The organism is Gemella haemolysans, assembly GCF_901873445.1.
In the GTDB taxonomy this organism is placed as follows: domain Bacteria; phylum Bacillota; class Bacilli; order Staphylococcales; family Gemellaceae; genus Gemella; species Gemella haemolysans_C.
Map to the genome: position 1 here is coordinate 18265 of NZ_CABFLN010000077.1, position 15897 is coordinate 34161.

Annotated in this window: 18 protein-coding genes, 1 tRNA gene and 1 riboswitch; of the genes, 2 read left to right on the forward strand and 17 right to left on the reverse strand. The window is 30.9% G+C overall.

The window, feature by feature from the left end:
• Positions 1-2: 2 nt before the first annotated feature.
• The 4 genes from dapD to lysA form a co-directional block, all read right to left on the reverse strand.
• Positions 3-704: a 2,3,4,5-tetrahydropyridine-2,6-dicarboxylate N-acetyltransferase gene (gene dapD, locus JX287_RS08620; protein WP_204644466.1), complete on the reverse strand. Its 702-nt coding sequence runs from the start codon at positions 702-704 to the stop codon at positions 3-5.
• Positions 705-897: 193 nt separating this feature from the next.
• A complete protein-coding gene (gene dapB, locus JX287_RS08625; protein WP_204644467.1) occupies positions 898-1641 on the reverse strand; it encodes a 4-hydroxy-tetrahydrodipicolinate reductase in 744 nt (247 codons plus the stop codon).
• A 2-nt stretch (positions 1642-1643) separates the two neighbouring features.
• Complete coding sequence (dapA, locus tag JX287_RS08630; protein WP_204644468.1) at positions 1644-2534, reverse strand: 4-hydroxy-tetrahydrodipicolinate synthase; 891 nt, start codon at positions 2532-2534, stop codon at positions 1644-1646.
• A gap of 70 nt (positions 2535-2604) precedes the next feature.
• A complete protein-coding gene (gene lysA / locus JX287_RS08635; RefSeq protein ID WP_204644469.1) occupies positions 2605-3897 on the reverse strand; it encodes a diaminopimelate decarboxylase in 1293 nt (430 codons plus the stop codon).
• Between the two features lie 95 nt (positions 3898-3992).
• A riboswitch (Lysine riboswitch) is annotated at positions 3993-4128 on the reverse strand.
• A 212-nt stretch (positions 4129-4340) separates the two neighbouring features.
• Here lysA and JX287_RS08640 point away from each other — a divergent pair.
• Positions 4341-4664 (forward strand): thioredoxin family protein, encoded by a 324-nt coding sequence (locus JX287_RS08640; protein WP_204644470.1) that lies wholly within the window; start codon positions 4341-4343, stop codon positions 4662-4664.
• A gap of 61 nt (positions 4665-4725) precedes the next feature.
• Here the strand turns inward: JX287_RS08640 and JX287_RS08645 are convergent, their stop codons facing one another.
• From JX287_RS08645 to spxA, 13 genes are all read right to left on the reverse strand, one after another.
• Positions 4726-5613: a restriction endonuclease gene (locus JX287_RS08645; RefSeq protein ID WP_204644471.1), complete on the reverse strand. Its 888-nt coding sequence runs from the start codon at positions 5611-5613 to the stop codon at positions 4726-4728.
• A gap of 765 nt (positions 5614-6378) precedes the next feature.
• Positions 6379-6999 carry a DNA alkylation repair protein gene (locus JX287_RS08650; RefSeq protein ID WP_204644472.1) on the reverse strand — a complete coding sequence of 207 codons (621 nt, stop codon included), beginning with the start codon at positions 6997-6999 and terminating at the stop codon, positions 6379-6381.
• Positions 7000-7015: 16 nt separating this feature from the next.
• The gene (locus JX287_RS08655; RefSeq protein ID WP_204644473.1) at positions 7016-7912 is read right to left on the reverse strand and encodes a GIY-YIG nuclease family protein; all 897 of its coding nucleotides are present in this window, start codon (positions 7910-7912) and stop codon (positions 7016-7018) included.
• 91 nt (positions 7913-8003) lie between these two features.
• Positions 8004-9272, reverse strand: a complete 1269-nt coding sequence (gene tig, locus JX287_RS08660) for a trigger factor (protein ID WP_204644474.1) — start codon at positions 9270-9272, stop codon at positions 8004-8006.
• A gap of 220 nt (positions 9273-9492) precedes the next feature.
• Positions 9493-10191 carry a M48 family metallopeptidase gene (locus JX287_RS08665; RefSeq protein ID WP_204644475.1) on the reverse strand — a complete coding sequence of 233 codons (699 nt, stop codon included), beginning with the start codon at positions 10189-10191 and terminating at the stop codon, positions 9493-9495.
• Between the two features lie 22 nt (positions 10192-10213).
• Positions 10214-10891, reverse strand: coding sequence for a YggS family pyridoxal phosphate-dependent enzyme (locus JX287_RS08670; protein WP_204644476.1), 678 nt, complete (start codon positions 10889-10891; stop codon positions 10214-10216).
• Positions 10892-11178: 287 nt separating this feature from the next.
• Positions 11179-11637: a DUF4064 domain-containing protein gene (locus tag JX287_RS08675; protein WP_204644477.1), complete on the reverse strand. Its 459-nt coding sequence runs from the start codon at positions 11635-11637 to the stop codon at positions 11179-11181.
• A complete protein-coding gene (locus tag JX287_RS08680) occupies positions 11637-12083 on the reverse strand; it encodes a Fur family transcriptional regulator (protein WP_204644478.1) in 447 nt (148 codons plus the stop codon). Before JX287_RS08680 ends, JX287_RS08675 begins: the two co-directional genes overlap by 1 nt.
• 3 nt (positions 12084-12086) lie before the next feature.
• Positions 12087-12638: an NUDIX hydrolase gene (locus tag JX287_RS08685; protein ID WP_048802844.1), complete on the reverse strand. Its 552-nt coding sequence runs from the start codon at positions 12636-12638 to the stop codon at positions 12087-12089.
• 22 nt (positions 12639-12660) lie between these two features.
• Positions 12661-13581: a ribonuclease Z gene (rnz, locus tag JX287_RS08690; RefSeq protein ID WP_204644479.1), complete on the reverse strand. Its 921-nt coding sequence runs from the start codon at positions 13579-13581 to the stop codon at positions 12661-12663.
• A 73-nt stretch (positions 13582-13654) separates the two neighbouring features.
• A complete protein-coding gene (locus JX287_RS08695; protein WP_204644480.1) occupies positions 13655-13936 on the reverse strand; it encodes a hypothetical protein in 282 nt (93 codons plus the stop codon).
• Positions 13937-13940: 4 nt separating this feature from the next.
• Complete coding sequence (locus JX287_RS08700) at positions 13941-14819, reverse strand: CvfB family protein (RefSeq protein WP_204644481.1); 879 nt, start codon at positions 14817-14819, stop codon at positions 13941-13943.
• 128 nt (positions 14820-14947) lie between these two features.
• Complete coding sequence (gene spxA / locus JX287_RS08705; protein ID WP_172497960.1) at positions 14948-15346, reverse strand: transcriptional regulator SpxA; 399 nt, start codon at positions 15344-15346, stop codon at positions 14948-14950.
• A 413-nt stretch (positions 15347-15759) separates the two neighbouring features.
• Between spxA and JX287_RS08710 the strand changes: the two genes are divergently transcribed.
• Positions 15760-15843 (forward strand) — tRNA-Leu (locus tag JX287_RS08710).
• Positions 15844-15897: the final 54 nt, after the last annotated feature.

Genomic DNA, 15897 nt, shown 5'->3' on the forward strand with positions numbered 1-15897 from the left:
TATTATAAGTTTCTTAATTCTGCGATAATATCTACTTTTTCTTCTGCAACTTCACTACGTGTTTTGATTACTCGTGCTGGAACACCCGCTACTACATCTCCACTAGCTACATCTTTCGTTACTACACTTCCAGCTGCAACAACAGCGTTGTCTCCAATTTGTACACCTTCTAAGATAACAGCATTAGCTCCGATAAGAACATTGTTACCTACACGTACTGGTGTAGCATTAGCTGGTTCAATAACACCCGACAACACAGATCCAGCACCAACGTGAGAGTTTTCTCCAACTTCTGCACGTCCACCTAAAATAGCATTCATATCGATCATAGTGTTTTTACCAATTTTAGCACCGATATTAATAACAGCACCCATCATAATAACCGCATTATCTCCGATACTAACGTGTTCACGAATCGAACACCCTGGTTCGATACGAGCGTTAAACTGAGTTAAATCGATCATAGGCACACCACTATTACGACGATCATTTTCCACACGGTGATTTACTACCACAGCTTTGTTAGCTTCGTAAAATTCCACCCAATCAGCAAAATCCGCAAAAATAACTCTTGAGTTTCCTTCACCATAAACTTCTAAAGTTTCTGGAAATTCTACATCAGCGTTAAAATTAACATAAACTTTAACCGGTGTTTTCTTTTTAGATGTTGCTATAAATTTAATAATCTCTTCTGTTGATTTCATTTCTTTCTCCTATTATCTATATGATTTTTTTCTATTTTATATCTAATTTTTACATATGTCAAACTAACTTTATTATAATATTCTTTGTTTAAGTGTTATACTAGATTACTTTCTTCATTTATCTAGATATAAACCGCTTAGAGATGACTCTGTTATCACCTCTATAGACTCATTTGAGTCGCTTCTGACTTTATTATTCTATACCTAGTACATCTTTCATAGAATATAATCTAGGTTCATCAACACTGTCAAGCCACTGTGCAGCTGTAACAGATCCTTTGGCGAACATTTTTTTACTTAGAGCTGTATGTTTAATCTCAATTACTTCATCCTCTCCAGCAAAAATCACTTCATGTTCACCTACTATAGTTCCACCACGAACCGCGTGTATTCCAATCTCTTTTTCTTGGCGTTTCATATCTCCGTGACGACCATAAACTCTATTATAATCTTCTACATCTTTAACCGCATCTACTAACATTTTTGCAGTTCCACTAGGTGCATCCACTTTTTTATTGTGGTGTTTTTCAATAACTTCGATATCATATCCTAATAACAATTCACTAGCTTTTTTCACTAATTCTACCAAGACATTTACTCCTAAGCTGTAATTCCCAGCGTAAACTACTCCAACATGAGTCGCTAGTTCATCGATTAATTCTAATTCTTCTGCAGTATGACCTGTTGTCGCTATTACAACCTTCGTTGTTGTACGTTTAGCGTACTCCACTAGTTCAGCAGTCCCAGCGTGATGAGAAAAATCAATAATCACATCAGCCACCTTTTCTAAAGGTTCATATGAAGTATAAGTAGGAAATTTCTCTTCTAATAATTCACGACCTACACCTGCAACAATTTCTAAATCAGTACTGTCTTGAATATAGTTTTTTAGAACTTGTCCCATAGTTCCATTATAACCACTTAATAAAACTCTCATTTTTACTCTCCTTGTAATGAATTAAGTCTTGCAATCTCTTGCTCTAATTTTGTCGCTAATGTTGGTGCAACGTGTGTCATTGGTAGGCGGTAGTGACAAGCTGATTTTCCAATTAATTCTACACATTTTTTAACTGGCATTGGGTTTGGTTCAGCAAATAACATGTGAATGAAGTCTAAATATTTAAGTTGAAGAGCGAAAGCTTTATCCACTTGTCTTTCTAAAGCATATTTACACATTAAGTGAGTTGCTTTTGGATAAATATTAGCTAAAACAGAGATTGTCCCTTTACCACCTGCTAAAATAATAGGTACGTTAATGTCATCATTTCCTGAGTAAATATCAATTCTATCCCCTACTAAGTTTCTAACTGCTAAAGTATGAGCAATATCCCCTACAGCATCTTTGTACGCCACGATATTTTTGTGTTGAGATAAGTGTAAAATAGTCTCAGGCGCCATAACTTGCCCTGTTCTTCCTGGTACATTATATAGTACGATTGGTAAATCAACACTATTAGCAATCGCTTCAAAGTGCTCGATTAAACCTTGTTGGCTAGTTTTGATGTAGTATGGAGTTACTACTAGTAATGCATCAGGTCCTAATTTTTCAATTTCTTTACTTAATCTAATTGAGTGAGCTGTATCGTTAACTCCACTTCCTGCGATAACTGGCACACGCCCTGCTACTCTATCGATAGCAAATTTAATAACCACTACTTGCTCATCGTCAGGCATAGTTGAACTCTCACCAGTAGTTCCAGCCACGATAATCGCATCTGTTCCCTCACTAATTTGGAATTCGATTAACTCTCCAAATGTTTCATAATCTACACTTCCATCCTCGAAAAATGGTGTTACTATTGCTACTCCGCTTCCTGTATAAATTGTCATAATCTTATTCTCCTTGTATCTATGTTATTTTTGTATATTTTTAATAATATTTTTTATGTTATTCTTTGAATTAAATATCTTGTCTAATTAAATCTTCTAAAGTCTCACCTTTTACTACTAGGCGACTAGTCCCATCTTTTACAAACACAACCGGCAATTTTGGTAATCTATTGTAATTACTACTCATACTGTAGTTATACGCTCCTGTAGATGATACTAACAGTAAGTCACCTTGCTCAGCTTTAGGTAATTTTGCATCCATTACTAACATGTCTCCAGACTCACAACACTTACCAGCAACAGTGTATGTTGTATCAGCTTCTTCATTCATCTTGTTAGCTAACATCGCCTCATATTTTGCTTTATACAATGCATAACGAGGATTATCTGCCATACCTCCATCAACGAACACATATTCACGACCTGCGAAAGTTTTCTTAACTCCACCTACACTATATAATGTGCTACCTGCGTTACATGTTAAACTTCTACCTGGCTCGATGACTACCTTAGTTAAATCTAAACCGAAATTATCACTTTCACGTTCCACTACTTCGATATACTCTCTTAAAAATTCAGCAAGTTCAAAAGGTCTATCTTCTTCAGTATAATAAACTCCGAACCCTCCACCTAGGTTAAGAACACTTATAGTTAAACCTAATTTTTCTTGAACTTTTTTCGTAAATTCCATAACCACTTTTACTGCTTCGAAAAATGAAGTTTTCTCAAAAATTTGTGATCCGATGTGTGAATGGAATCCTACGAAGTTAAGATTGCTTTGATTATTAATATCTGCGATTAAATCATAAATTGTTTCATCATATACTGAATAACCAAATTTTGAATCATCTTTTGCAGTTTTGATATATTCATGAGTATGCGCATCTATACCTGTATTAATTCTTAGAAGTACATCTACAGTATTCCCACTCTCTCTTACGATTTCATTAATCATTTCATATTCATAGTCATTATCTACAACGATAGTTCCTACTCCTACTTCAAGAGCATATTGTAGCTCCTCACGAGTTTTATTATTTCCGTGGAAATAAGCTCTCTTCATATTATATCCAGCTTTATATGCTGTGTGAATCTCACCAAGTGAAACCACATCTACACCTAAACCTTCTCTACTCGCAATTCTTAATACTTCTAAACAACTAAAAGCTTTCGATGCGTAAAGAACTTCTGTATTGAACTTCGAACTTTTAAAATTATTAATAAAAGTTCTACATTGGTTCACTAACATATTCTCATCATAAACATAAAGTGGTGTCCCGTATTGAGCCTTTAACTCACTCACCCCAACACCTGAAATATTCAGTTCACCATTTTCTACCGTCATACCATCAAATAATCTCATTACTTTCTCCTTCAAATAAGTTATAAAAAATAGACTACAAGAACAAAAGGTTCTTGTAGTCTAGCTTATAATTCTATCCTATTCCTCTTGCCCTTATTATAAAAAGCTCACCATGAAGAAAATGGGCATTTTCTAATGACAGTGCTATGCCTATTCGACATAACCCCAGTGAAATAAATCACTTCGGCGATGCTACCTTTTAAATTAGTCATCGCGGCCTCTTTTTATAATACTTATCTATTTACGTTATTAAAATAATATCACACACAAAAATTAATGTCAAGAGTTTTCAGAAAATTTTTATAATATTCTATTTTTAAACCATGTATATACACAATTAATAATAGTTGTAATTCCCCTTTAAAACATCTATAATATACACATATTAAAAGAAGACTGCTTACTACACTACTTCTTATATAAAAAATAAAGGATTATAAAATATGATTGACTTCACAAAAAATGACGACTTAAATAAAATCATCAATGACAATGACATAGCGATTATTCAATACGGAGCAGCCACATGTATGCCATGTCACTCAATAAAAAACAGAATTACTACTTGGCAAGAAGATCACAAAGACATTGCAGTATACTACATTTCATTAGAAGAAAATATGGAAATTGCTGCTCAACGAGGTATTCTTTCAGCACCAACTGTAGAAGTTTATATTGAAGGAAAACTATCTATTCAAAAAAGCGGATACTTCAGTCTAGATGAAATTCTAGAAAAAGTAAGTACTGTAAGTGAACAAATGAAATAAAAAACAAGAGCGATTCAAAGTTATTATTTTTGAATCGCTCTTGTTTTTAGTTATGGATTTATTAGGCTAATATATCAACAGGATCTCTTCCTAATAGTTGCTTAACTTGATTAATATCTATAATCCTAAATCCTTCAATATTTGACTCTAGCGCTCGTACAGCTTTCGTTACCCTCGATGTATCGATAAGTAATATCTTTTCATAGTCAGGTACTTTTTCTTCTGCCCTCTTAAGAAATCTTATAACATGCTCAGGATGTAAATGTGTCTGACCTTTATATGATTTTATTTCTACTACATATTTCTTACCATTCTTTTCAAGACATAAATCAAAATCACTACTTCTGTTTTTCGGTTCCGTAACTTTATAACCAACATTTCTAAAAGCATATGCAAGCAATAATTCTTTACCTATTGGCGAAGTTAATTTCTCTAAGGCTGCAAGTAATGGTTTAGGTTTAATCTTAATAACCGATTTCTTTAATCCTTCAGGATCTTTTGTTAATAGCTTTCTATTAAAACCAATAATATAATCTTCCACTATCGCAAAATGACCATGTGCTATACAATTTCTAATCGCTGTCAATAAAGCATTTATTTTTGAAAATGTAGTATACTTCGCAACTATTATTTTTTGACAATTAGAACAAATATTACTCTCGAAAAATCTCCATTCATCATCGCTGATAACATCCTTTGAGCCTATCCACTTCACATCACGACTTTCATTCATTCCCATTCGACTCATTACATAGGTAAATGAAAATTCATCGTAAATCTTATCAGAAATTAATTCATTTTTATCAGATTGATATGAATCAATATTCGGTGTATACCAAAGTAATTTTTTTATTACAGTATCCATTTCTTCTGAAAGCTTAATTGGTCTAGGGCTGTGGTGTATTTTATAATTTTTTTCACTTCTACTACTACAACATTTCTTAAACATATCCTTCTCCTAATATGAAATCAATTAATATCAACTTTATTATAGCATAGATCATGTACATAAAAAAAGACACCTATAGGTTATATACGTGTTTTTAAAAAGGAATACTAAATTTTCAAAATCCAGGAATTTTTAATTAGTTTTCATCTTTTATTTACATAATCTTAAAAATGTAATTTTAATTCTAAATATATTAAGAATATCTTTTCTGATAGGAGCTATAATGATATAATTAAAGTAGGCTACTTGCCCGGAAGGGAGGTGTTTATATGGTTGATATATTCATCCAAATCCTTGTTGGGCTATTTGTAGGAGTTATTCTCCTATTTATAGAATATTTTTATTTCCTAAATGATAAAAACAACAAGAAGAAGTAGTCTTATTTAGGCACGACGTATGTGTATCACTTCATGTATGAATATATATTAGCCTACTAAATTGAGTATGTTAATACATATAAAAAAGCAACTGAAACACCACTTCAGTTGCTTTTCGTGTTTATATGTGAATATATTCATCCAATTCACTTATCTACATTCTAACACATCCATTTTCTTCTTGTCAATTAATTTGAAGGATAGTATATAGTAAAATTATTACGCTATTTCCTAAATAAATTTCAGTTCAAATAAAAAACTGGAATTAAATCTGAAATTGGTTTTCAACTGAAGGCTACCTTGTATAATTAACCGAATTTGATAAAGAACAAAAATTTGTCCAAATTTTGAGGCAATTACCAACTTTTTCTATATTATCTTATTTTATTTACTCGACAACAAACCTACTCGCTAATTTGTAGACTTGTTTTATTTCTTTTGTTTCTAAATTCCAAGTTTTTAATTCTTCACTTATAAGTTCTGGAAATTTTCTACTTATATCTCTTAGTGCATTTCCTACTGATTTTCTTACATATTCACTAGCATCTTCTTTTAATGGAGCTATTCTTTTTATTGCTTCTTGTGGATTTTCTTTAAAATATGGTCTACTAGTCCATATTCGTAATCCTTCTGTAACTGCCCTTCTAGTATTTGGATTATCAGAACTTAACCACTCATCAACTACAGGGATTGAATTTTCATAACCTTTATTTTTACAATATTCATCAAATGCTTTCGCAAGAACTTCTTGTACTCTCCAATTATCATCTTTAGATACTTCATCTCGCATAAAAGTTAGGATATCACTATCGCCTGATAAATATCCGAAAAGAAATACACCATACATTCTAACTTGATATGCTTTTGACTCATAAGATAAGAAAGCTAACTTCTTAATATAAGCTCTATCATTATTTTTATAATCAGCTAATGCTCTATTTTCTTCTTTCTTAAATCCACTCTTTATTAGAGAAAATTCTTGCTCTAGGCTTTTAATATATTCGTTCATACTTAGACATACCTCTTTAATTTCCTTCTAATTCCTTTAAAGTCTGTCCATCTTTTGTTTTCCAATGCGTTAATCCATTAGCATTAGTCCCTAATACAAATGCTGCCGCATAAGAAGCACTTGTAAACAATTGATTTTCTTTTAGAATTCCATCTTTTATTATTCCAGACGTAACTAATTGATTACGTAATTTTTTTATTAATTTGGGCATAATTTTTAAATCTTCAAGAGAAATCATACTTCCTTTTAAAACTACAAATCCCTCATTCGTTCTTTTACATTTCGCTTCAATTTGAAGATTACTTTTCCTTATTTTTCTACTTAAAAATAATAGATCTTTATCTTCTACAACTTCCTCTTCAAGTGCATCTTTGTTTAAAGTTGGAATGAATAATTTGTGTCCTAATGTACCTATTATCATTTCACTATTAGAAAGAATTTCAATTAACTCAGATTCTTTTTCTTCTGTAACATTTCCTATATTCGGTTCATTTTGATTTTTCAATATATATCTATCTGAAAATTTAATTTTTTCAGCAAATTTATTTTCAAGATAATTCAATTCTGTAGGCCCAAAGATATTAGTATCCGTCGTTAAAACTATTACCTCATTAAAGAAATCCATCTTTCCATCTTTAGTATGCTCCAATAACCTTAATAAAAGTGCCTCTCCATTTTTCCTATTCCCAGCTTGACCGACATAAACAAGATTCTTATCCTCTTTATCACTTTTACCTATTAAGAAATATATTCCACTATACTTTAAATGTTGTCTCTGTCTAATCAATTCTGAATTTAGCTTTGTTCTTGGTATTTTATAAATTACACCAGTCCAATTAGATAGCGTACATTTAATAGAACTCGTTACATCGCCCTCCATTAAGAACATATTAATATTTTTTCCTCTTGACATATTCTCAACTCCTTTTCCTAAATCTATCTTCTTTTAAAAAAAGCATATAGAATGTTAGACACTCTATATGCTTAAGGATGATTTGCTAAAATTAGTTGTTAGCTTTTAAGAAATCAACAGTTTTTTGGATTACTAACTCACCACGTAAGTCTTCAACACTAATACGTTGTTTGATTCCTTCTTCAGTCATGTTGTACATAGTAGCAAGTTCTTTAACTTCTGCATCGATGTCAGCATCTGTTACTTCAACTTTTTCTACTTCAGCGATTTCACCTAATACGAATGAAGTTTTGATTTTGTTTTCTGCATCAGATTTCATTTCAGCTTTAAGTTCAGCTTCACCTTTTCCAGTGAATTGTTGGTATAAATCAAATGATAATCCTTGACGAGATAAGTTTCCAGTGAATTGTTCAAACATAGAATCAACTTCTTGTTCTACTAATTTTTCTGGTACAGAAAGTTTTGAATTTTCTACAGCTGTAGAAATTACTTTATCAGAATAAGATTTTTCTGCTAAGTTTTCTTTTTCTAATTTAATTTCTTCTTTTAATTTTTCTTTGTATTCAGCTACTGTTGAAGCTGCTTCTTTAGTGAATTCTTTAACGAATTCGTCAGTTAATTCTGGTAAAACTTTTTCTTTTACGTCGTGAACTGTAACTTCGAATTTAGCTTCTTTACCAGCTAAGTCAGCTACTTGGTAGTTTTCTGGGAATGTTACGTTAACTTCTGTGTCAACTGGTGCAACTTTTCCTTCTAATTGTTCTTCGAATCCAGGGATGAATGAACCTGATCCTAATTCTAATTCGTAACCTTTAGCTTCTCCACCTTCGAAAGCTTCATCTCCGATGAATCCTTTAAAGTCGATAACTACGATATCACCTTTTTTAGATTCTCCTTCTTTGATTTGCCATTCAGCTTGACGGCTTAATAAGCTATCTAATCTTTCTTCTACATCAGCATCAGTTACTTCTACTGAGTCTTTTTCTAATCCAAGGTTTTTGTATTCACCTAATTCAACGTTTGGTTTAACAGTTACAACTGCTTCGAATTTAACACCTTCTTCTTTACTGATTTCTTTAACATCGATATCAGGCATAGCTAATGGTGAAACTTCTAATTCATCGATAGCTTTAGTGTAAGCTCTTGGTAATACATAATCAACTGCATCTTGGTATAATGCTTCTTCACCGTACATTTTGTTGAATACGGCTCTTGGTAATTTACCTTTTCTGAATCCAGGTGCGTTAACACGTTTAACTGCACGTTTGAATGCTTGATCTAATCCTTTCGCAAATTCTTCTTTTGTTGCTGAAAAAGCGATAACTACTTTTCCATCTTCTTTATTTAAAATTTGTGACATTTATTTTTCCTCCAAAAATACTTTTAAGTATCATCAAAAATGTTAGTATAAAAATACTAAAAACTCTTGATTAATTATATAGTAAATAGCATAAAAAGTCAATAATTACACATCTAAATTATTGTTTTCAAAAGTAATTTCCATACTTTCAAAAAATTTTCAAACTACAGACAATTTAATACTAAATTACAAAAAAATTGTAATACTTCTTGCTTTTTTATTATCTACCTACTATTTTTTTACTGAATTCTTTTATCAATTTATCATTCTCTCTAAAGTTTGGATAATATTTTCCTAACAATGCATAAAATCTAGGTGTGTGATTTGTTTCTAGTAAATGAGTAAGCTCATGAACAACTATATGTTCTAAACACTCAATCGGATATTTTATAAGTTCATAGTTTATCCAGATTCTTTTCGCTTCAATATTACAAGTTCCCCAGCGGGTTTTCATCTTTTTAATTCTTAGTTGTTCAGCATGGATACCCATGATTTTTTCGTATTTATTAATAAACTCTAAAGCTTTGTTATAAAGAACTTTTCTCAGATAGCTCGTAACTATTTGTCCCCTGTCTTGATCTTTATCCTTTATAACTAAAATGATTTTATCATCGGATAATTTTACTACATTTTTATTCCCTAATATTACTTCTAAAACAAATTCTTTTCCAAAAATAATATGTTTTTCACCAGTTACATACTGTTTCACAGTATAGCCATTCGTTAATATATTGTTTCTTCTTAATTTGATTTCATCAATATTTTCTTGAATTAGTTTCTTTATAATATAATTAGGGGTCCTTGGAGGGGCACTTACTACTACATCGGCGTTTTTTTCGACTTTTAAATAAATGTTTTTCATATTTTTTCTGTATTTAATCATAACGACTAAATCATTCACATTTATTACTTTTTGCATACTACCCCTCCTTTATTTCTTATTATTTTAGCTCATTACCAACTAAAGCTGTACCAACTCTTATATGAGTCGCACCTTCTTCAATCGCGATTTTGTAATCATTACTCATACCCATAGATAAAAATTCACACGGTGCATATGGGAATTTAAGTGCTTTTACTTCATCACGAACTTGTCTTAATTTTCTAAAACAATTACGCAACACATCTTCATCATCAACAAAAGGCGCCATTGTCATTAGACCTACAACTTTAATTTTCGAATAATGTTCTAATGATTTTATAAACTCTACTGTTTCTTCCGCTGTTAATCCATGTTTACTTTCTTCACCAGAAACATTAACCTGCACGAAACAATTAACTTCTTTTTCCGCACGTTTTTCGATTTCCTTAGCTAAGCTATCTCTGTCTAGAGCATGGAAATAATCTACCTCGTTAATAACATCACGTACTTTTCTAGTTTGCAAGCTTCCTATTAAATGCCAAGTCTTATCAGAATATTTACTTTTTCTCTCAACATAATTTTGAGGACGATTTTCAGCAAAATCTGTAATTCCCGCTTCTATCGCTTCTTCAACTCTAGTATCTGTAACATACTTAGTTACAGCTATTAATTTCACTTCATCAGCATTTCTACCAACTTTTGCGCAAGTTTCAGCTATTTCTTTTGTTATAGTTTCAAAGTTTTCTCTAACGTTCATTTTCTCTCCTATTTATTTTCCATTTTACTGTTTATAATTTTATTATAACATGATGTTTATTATTTTGTTATTAATTAAATAAAAAAAGACACCTATAAAATAGATGTCATAACAAGTAGTCGGACGGATTCGCACCGCCATTTCTCTTTTCAGAGCGTATTCCTTCTTCAAACCACTGCCCTACTTGTTTCTTTTATTATATCAACTATCTTTCCATTATTCAAATTACTTAAGTTCATTAAAAGAAAATGACAAAAAATTTCCGAAGAAACTGAATTCCTCGGAAATTATGCTTCACGCTTATATTTTTCTGAATTTCTTATTAATATTATTCTTAATCCCAAGAAGAAATATATTATACAACTAATAAATAATATACCTAAACTAAAAATCAACAATAAGATACTGTACACTAAGAATAGAAATGCGACTATGTTGTGGTTTATACCTTTTTTAAAAATCACAAATAATAATAATAAAAATAAAACTATTAAAAGTGCGAAATATACCCAAGCTAGTTGCCCCATCACTTGGAAGATAAAGTGCATATCCTTCGTTGATACGTTAGCACTATCTTGTGTAAGACGTGTTTGTTCACGAATCTGATCAACAATCTTGTTTCTTAAATATTCATTTCCTGCATATTCTCGAAATAGGTTGATCATACTACCAACAAATCCGATATATGCAATATAAACTACACTAGAGATAAGTAATAATATCTTCTCTAATTTATCAAAAAACATTAATTTTCACCTTTATTTTTACAATTAGCGCAAGTTCCATAAAATGATAATGAGTTATCTTGCACTTCAAAAGAGTACTCTTTTTTCATATATTCAATAAGTTTGTTAAATATAGGATTAGATACTTTTTCGATGCTATTGCAGTTAGTACATATTAAATGATGATGAAGTTCGTCATCTACAGATTGTCTCAAATGATATTTAGAAACACCATTGCTGAAAGATATTTTTTCTAATATTTTTAATTCATAAAAAATATCTAGAGTTCTATAAACAGTAGCTATACCAATATCTGGTGTTTTTTCTTTCAGAATAAAATACAGTTCCTCTGCACTAAGATGTTTATCTTCATTTTCAACTAAAATCTCTACAATCTTTTCCCTTTGTGGAGTTAATTTGTATGAAGATTTTTGAATAATTTTAATTATTTCATCATAAATACTCATATACTATTTCGCGCCTTTCCTATTTTTTAAGTAAGCTAATGCAAGCATCGTCTTACTGTCAGTTATAACATTATCATCTAAAAGCTTGAATGCTTCTTCAATTTTATATTTTCTTAAATTAATAAATTCATCGTCATCCGGATCAATTTCTCCAGCATATTCTAAATTATCAACATAGTAGATTGTGATTAACTCAGAGCTATAACCTAATGCTACGTGAACATCGCATAGTTTTTCCAGTCTTTCTTCTTCTACTACATATCCTGTTTCTTCACGTAATTCTCTAATAGCAGATAATTTCTTATTATCTTCACCTGGTTCTAGTTTACCTGCAGGAATTTCTAAAGTTACTGCTTCTATAGCTTTTCTATATTGTTCAACAAGAACGACTTCATCATTTTTTGTTAAAGCTAATATTGCTACAGCCCCCCTATGATTTATCAGCTCACGTTTTGAAGTTTCTCCATTAGGTAAAGTTACTGTATGTACTTCTACATCTAAAACTTTCCCCTTAAATATTTTTTCAACTTCAATAGTTTTTTCTTCTAAATTCATTTTCACAATCTCCTCTATATTTTTACAAACTATATTCTTCTAAATCATGTGCTATCTTCACACTACATTTATCACGTAATGATTCTATAGCCTCTTTTTCAATATTTCTATCATATCTAGCACTAATATGTGTTAAATATAAACTCTCAACCTTACTTTGTGATATTATTTTCTCAATATCTAAAATACTTAAATGATAGTTTTTTCTCGCATGATGTGCATCTTCTTTAAGTAAATAAGTGCATTCTGAAATAATAATGTTACTGTTTTTAACAAACTCCCCTAAACCATTAAAGTACCTAGTATCTGGTATAATTGAAATCTCTTTTTCAGGTTTATCTTCAGATAAAAATTCGCTTGAATTATACACTTTTCCATTAAATTCAAAAGTATCTGCTTCTTTAATTTCTCTATAAAACGGCCCTGGCATAATTCCCAATTCTTTCAGTTTGTTTACATCCAAGCTCCCTTTTTGTTTTTTGAATAAAATTTTATATCCAAAACATTCAATATTATGAGCTAATGGGTAACTAAAAACAGCTACAGTTTTATTATCTATTATACACTGTTCACTAGAAATTTCAATATATTCTACCCTATAAGAAAGTGAACAATGTGTGAACATCATGTTATTTTCTATAAAATTTTTAATCCCGACTGGTCCATATATAGCAACATCCGAAGCATTTGTGTCTAAAAGGAAACTTCTAGATGATAAAAAGCCTATTAATCCAAGGACATGATCTGCATGAAGATGGCTAATAAAAATTTTAGTTATTTTTGTCGGTTTAATATTTGTTCTTAGAATCTGATGCTGTGTTGCTTCTCCACAATCAAACATCCAACACTCTTTCAATTCTTGCATAAAATTAAAAACAAAACTCTGTGTATTTCTAAACTTCGCAGGAAGCCCTGCTCCTGTACCTAAAAATTGTACTTCCATCATATTCCTCAATTCAATTTTCTAAAATAATAGTGGCCTAAAAAGAAATCCCATTTAAGCCACATTATGTAATTTATAGTTTAACTACAAAAATCTGTGCATCTTGTAGGCATGTAATCACATGTTCTACTCCTGCTGGAATTTCTAATAGTTCAAATTCATTTACAGGTTCTACTTTTTCTTCAAAAGAAACTGTAATTTTTCCGCTGATGTTTAATAATAAGATATTTTTATCATTACTATATGAGTCTGTTTGGTTCCCTGCTTTCAGATTCATATGAACTACTTGATATCTATCATTTTCTAAAACAATTCCACCTAATAATGCATTTTTATCTAATTTTATTTTTTTCATAGTCTTATCTTCCTTTACGTTTGTATAACCCATCTTCTTCAATCATAATTAATTTATTCTTGAACAATCTTCCTACCGCACGTTTAAAGCTTCCTTTACTCATTCCAAATACTGCTTTAATCTCTTCTGGATCTGATTTATCAGTAAATTCGCAATAACCGTTATTTTCGATATAGTCCATTATTGCCTGACCATCGCTATCCATTCTTTCGTGAGCACGTGGTAAGAATGAACCATTGATTTCTCCGTTATCTTTAACTCCTATAACACGTAGTGTCACTTTCTCACCAAGACGTGGTTCTTTCTCACGTTCACTTTCATGAACAAAAACTTTGTAACCATCTTTTGTCAGCAAGAATGTTCCCACACGCATTAAACGATAAGGATAAGCTTCAATATCCTTGTTCTTCATACTCTTAGTAGCTTTTGAATATAAAGATGCTACGATTGTTTCTGTCGCTAAACGAGCGAATAATTGTCCGCTGAAATCACGACGAAGTGTAATAAACAGCTCGTCCCCTTCTTTTGGCCATACACTTCTTAACTTAGGTAAATCTTCTCCTAAAAGTGGGATTTCACGAGAGAACCCAATATCAAGCCCTACCCTATCTTCCTCAACTTTTACAACTTTACTAAATGCATAATCACCATAAGTTACTTCTGGTATATTTGGTGTAGCGAATAATTTCCCACTACGTGAAGGATATACGAACATTGAATACTCTTCTCCAATTTCGTAATCATCTAAACTTTCAACATCAGATTCGTTACAGCTTATTTCTTCATCATTCGGTCCTTTAAAAACTAATGATGAACTTTTCTTTTCTACTAACTCTAAGAAATGAATCTCTCCTGTAATAAATTTAATATCTTCTTTTTCCATTAAGTACCTCTTTCTTTTATTTTTGTTAAATACTTTACAGTATTATTGTTGAGTAACTTCTCATAAAAAAAGGCTGATACCTAATATCAACCTTTAAATTAATCGGTAAAAGTAGTATCAGGGCGTACTTACTTAACCATATTTTTTATTTGTTTTAATTGATTTACTCTTATTTCCTTTGGAAGGAATCTTCTTATTTCATCTTCATTATACCCAACTTGTAATCTCTTATCATCAACAATGATAGGTCGTCTAAGCATTCCTGGATTATCTTGAATAACTTTATATAACTCCTGAATAGACATACTTTCGATATCCAAGTTTAATTTTTGGAACGTTTTTGATCTAAAGGAAATTATATCTTCTGTTCCGTGCTCTGTGATAGATAAAATATCTTTAATTTCATCTGTTGTTAGAGCTTCTGAAAAAATATTTCTTTCCACAAAGTCTATATCATTTTCTATAAGCCAAGCTTTTGCTTTTCTACAAGAAGTACAACTAGGCGATGTAAACAACGTAACTACCACCAGCACTCACACTCCTTTATAAAAATAACATTAATATTTTTATAATTCTATATACTACTATATTATACTACATATATTATCGTTTTACAATATACTATTAGAAAAAATATTTTAATTTGTCAACTAAAAACACTTATTTTACATTGTTTCACACTTGACTATCCTTGTAAACACAAGCACAATGTTGTACCCTTACATTTTTTATTTGATTAGTTAAAATAAATTATATAATAATAAACTCATAAAACACTTCTTTACATAATCTAACTATCATATTATACAATCTAAAACTAAAACATAAATAAAATCTATCAAAAATCCCTATTATTTATCAAAAATTATTATCTAAAACCCTACTTTATACCTTGTACTGAAATTGACAAAGTATTTTATGTGTGTTATCATAGACATATGCCAGCATGGCGGAATTGGCAGACGCACTGGACTCAAAATCCAGCGATGGCAACATCGTGCCGGTTCGACCCCGGCTGCTGGTATTTTCAATACGTAGACACCAAGTTTTCTTGGTGTTTTTTTATTCATAAAGTTAA

Excerpts from the sequence above, each read along its gene's own strand:
- dapD (WP_204644466.1), bottom strand. The coding sequence starts at position 704 with ATGAAATCAACAGAAGAGATTATTAAATTTATAGCAACATCTAAAAAG.
- dapB (WP_204644467.1), bottom strand. The coding sequence starts at position 1,641 with ATGAGAGTTTTATTAAGTGGTTATAATGGAACTATGGGACAAGTTCTA.
- dapA (WP_204644468.1), bottom strand. The coding sequence starts at position 2,534 with ATGACAATTTATACAGGAAGCGGAGTAGCAATAGTAACACCATTTTTC.
- lysA (WP_204644469.1), bottom strand. The coding sequence starts at position 3,897 with ATGAGATTATTTGATGGTATGACGGTAGAAAATGGTGAACTGAATATT.
- JX287_RS08640 (WP_204644470.1), top strand. The coding sequence starts at position 4,341 with ATGATTGACTTCACAAAAAATGACGACTTAAATAAAATCATCAATGAC.
- JX287_RS08645 (WP_204644471.1), bottom strand. The coding sequence starts at position 5,613 with ATGTTTAAGAAATGTTGTAGTAGTAGAAGTGAAAAAAATTATAAAATA.
- JX287_RS08650 (WP_204644472.1), bottom strand. The coding sequence starts at position 6,999 with ATGAACGAATATATTAAAAGCCTAGAGCAAGAATTTTCTCTAATAAAG.
- JX287_RS08655 (WP_204644473.1), bottom strand. The coding sequence starts at position 7,912 with ATGTCAAGAGGAAAAAATATTAATATGTTCTTAATGGAGGGCGATGTA.
- tig (WP_204644474.1), bottom strand. The coding sequence starts at position 9,272 with ATGTCACAAATTTTAAATAAAGAAGATGGAAAAGTAGTTATCGCTTTT.
- JX287_RS08665 (WP_204644475.1), bottom strand. The coding sequence starts at position 10,191 with ATGCAAAAAGTAATAAATGTGAATGATTTAGTCGTTATGATTAAATAC.
- JX287_RS08670 (WP_204644476.1), bottom strand. The coding sequence starts at position 10,891 with ATGAACGTTAGAGAAAACTTTGAAACTATAACAAAAGAAATAGCTGAA.
- JX287_RS08675 (WP_204644477.1), bottom strand. The coding sequence starts at position 11,637 with ATGTTTTTTGATAAATTAGAGAAGATATTATTACTTATCTCTAGTGTA.
- JX287_RS08680 (WP_204644478.1), bottom strand. The coding sequence starts at position 12,083 with ATGAGTATTTATGATGAAATAATTAAAATTATTCAAAAATCTTCATAC.
- JX287_RS08685 (WP_048802844.1), bottom strand. The coding sequence starts at position 12,638 with ATGAATTTAGAAGAAAAAACTATTGAAGTTGAAAAAATATTTAAGGGG.
- rnz (WP_204644479.1), bottom strand. The coding sequence starts at position 13,581 with ATGGAAGTACAATTTTTAGGTACAGGAGCAGGGCTTCCTGCGAAGTTT.
- JX287_RS08695 (WP_204644480.1), bottom strand. The coding sequence starts at position 13,936 with ATGAAAAAAATAAAATTAGATAAAAATGCATTATTAGGTGGAATTGTT.
- JX287_RS08700 (WP_204644481.1), bottom strand. The coding sequence starts at position 14,819 with ATGGAAAAAGAAGATATTAAATTTATTACAGGAGAGATTCATTTCTTA.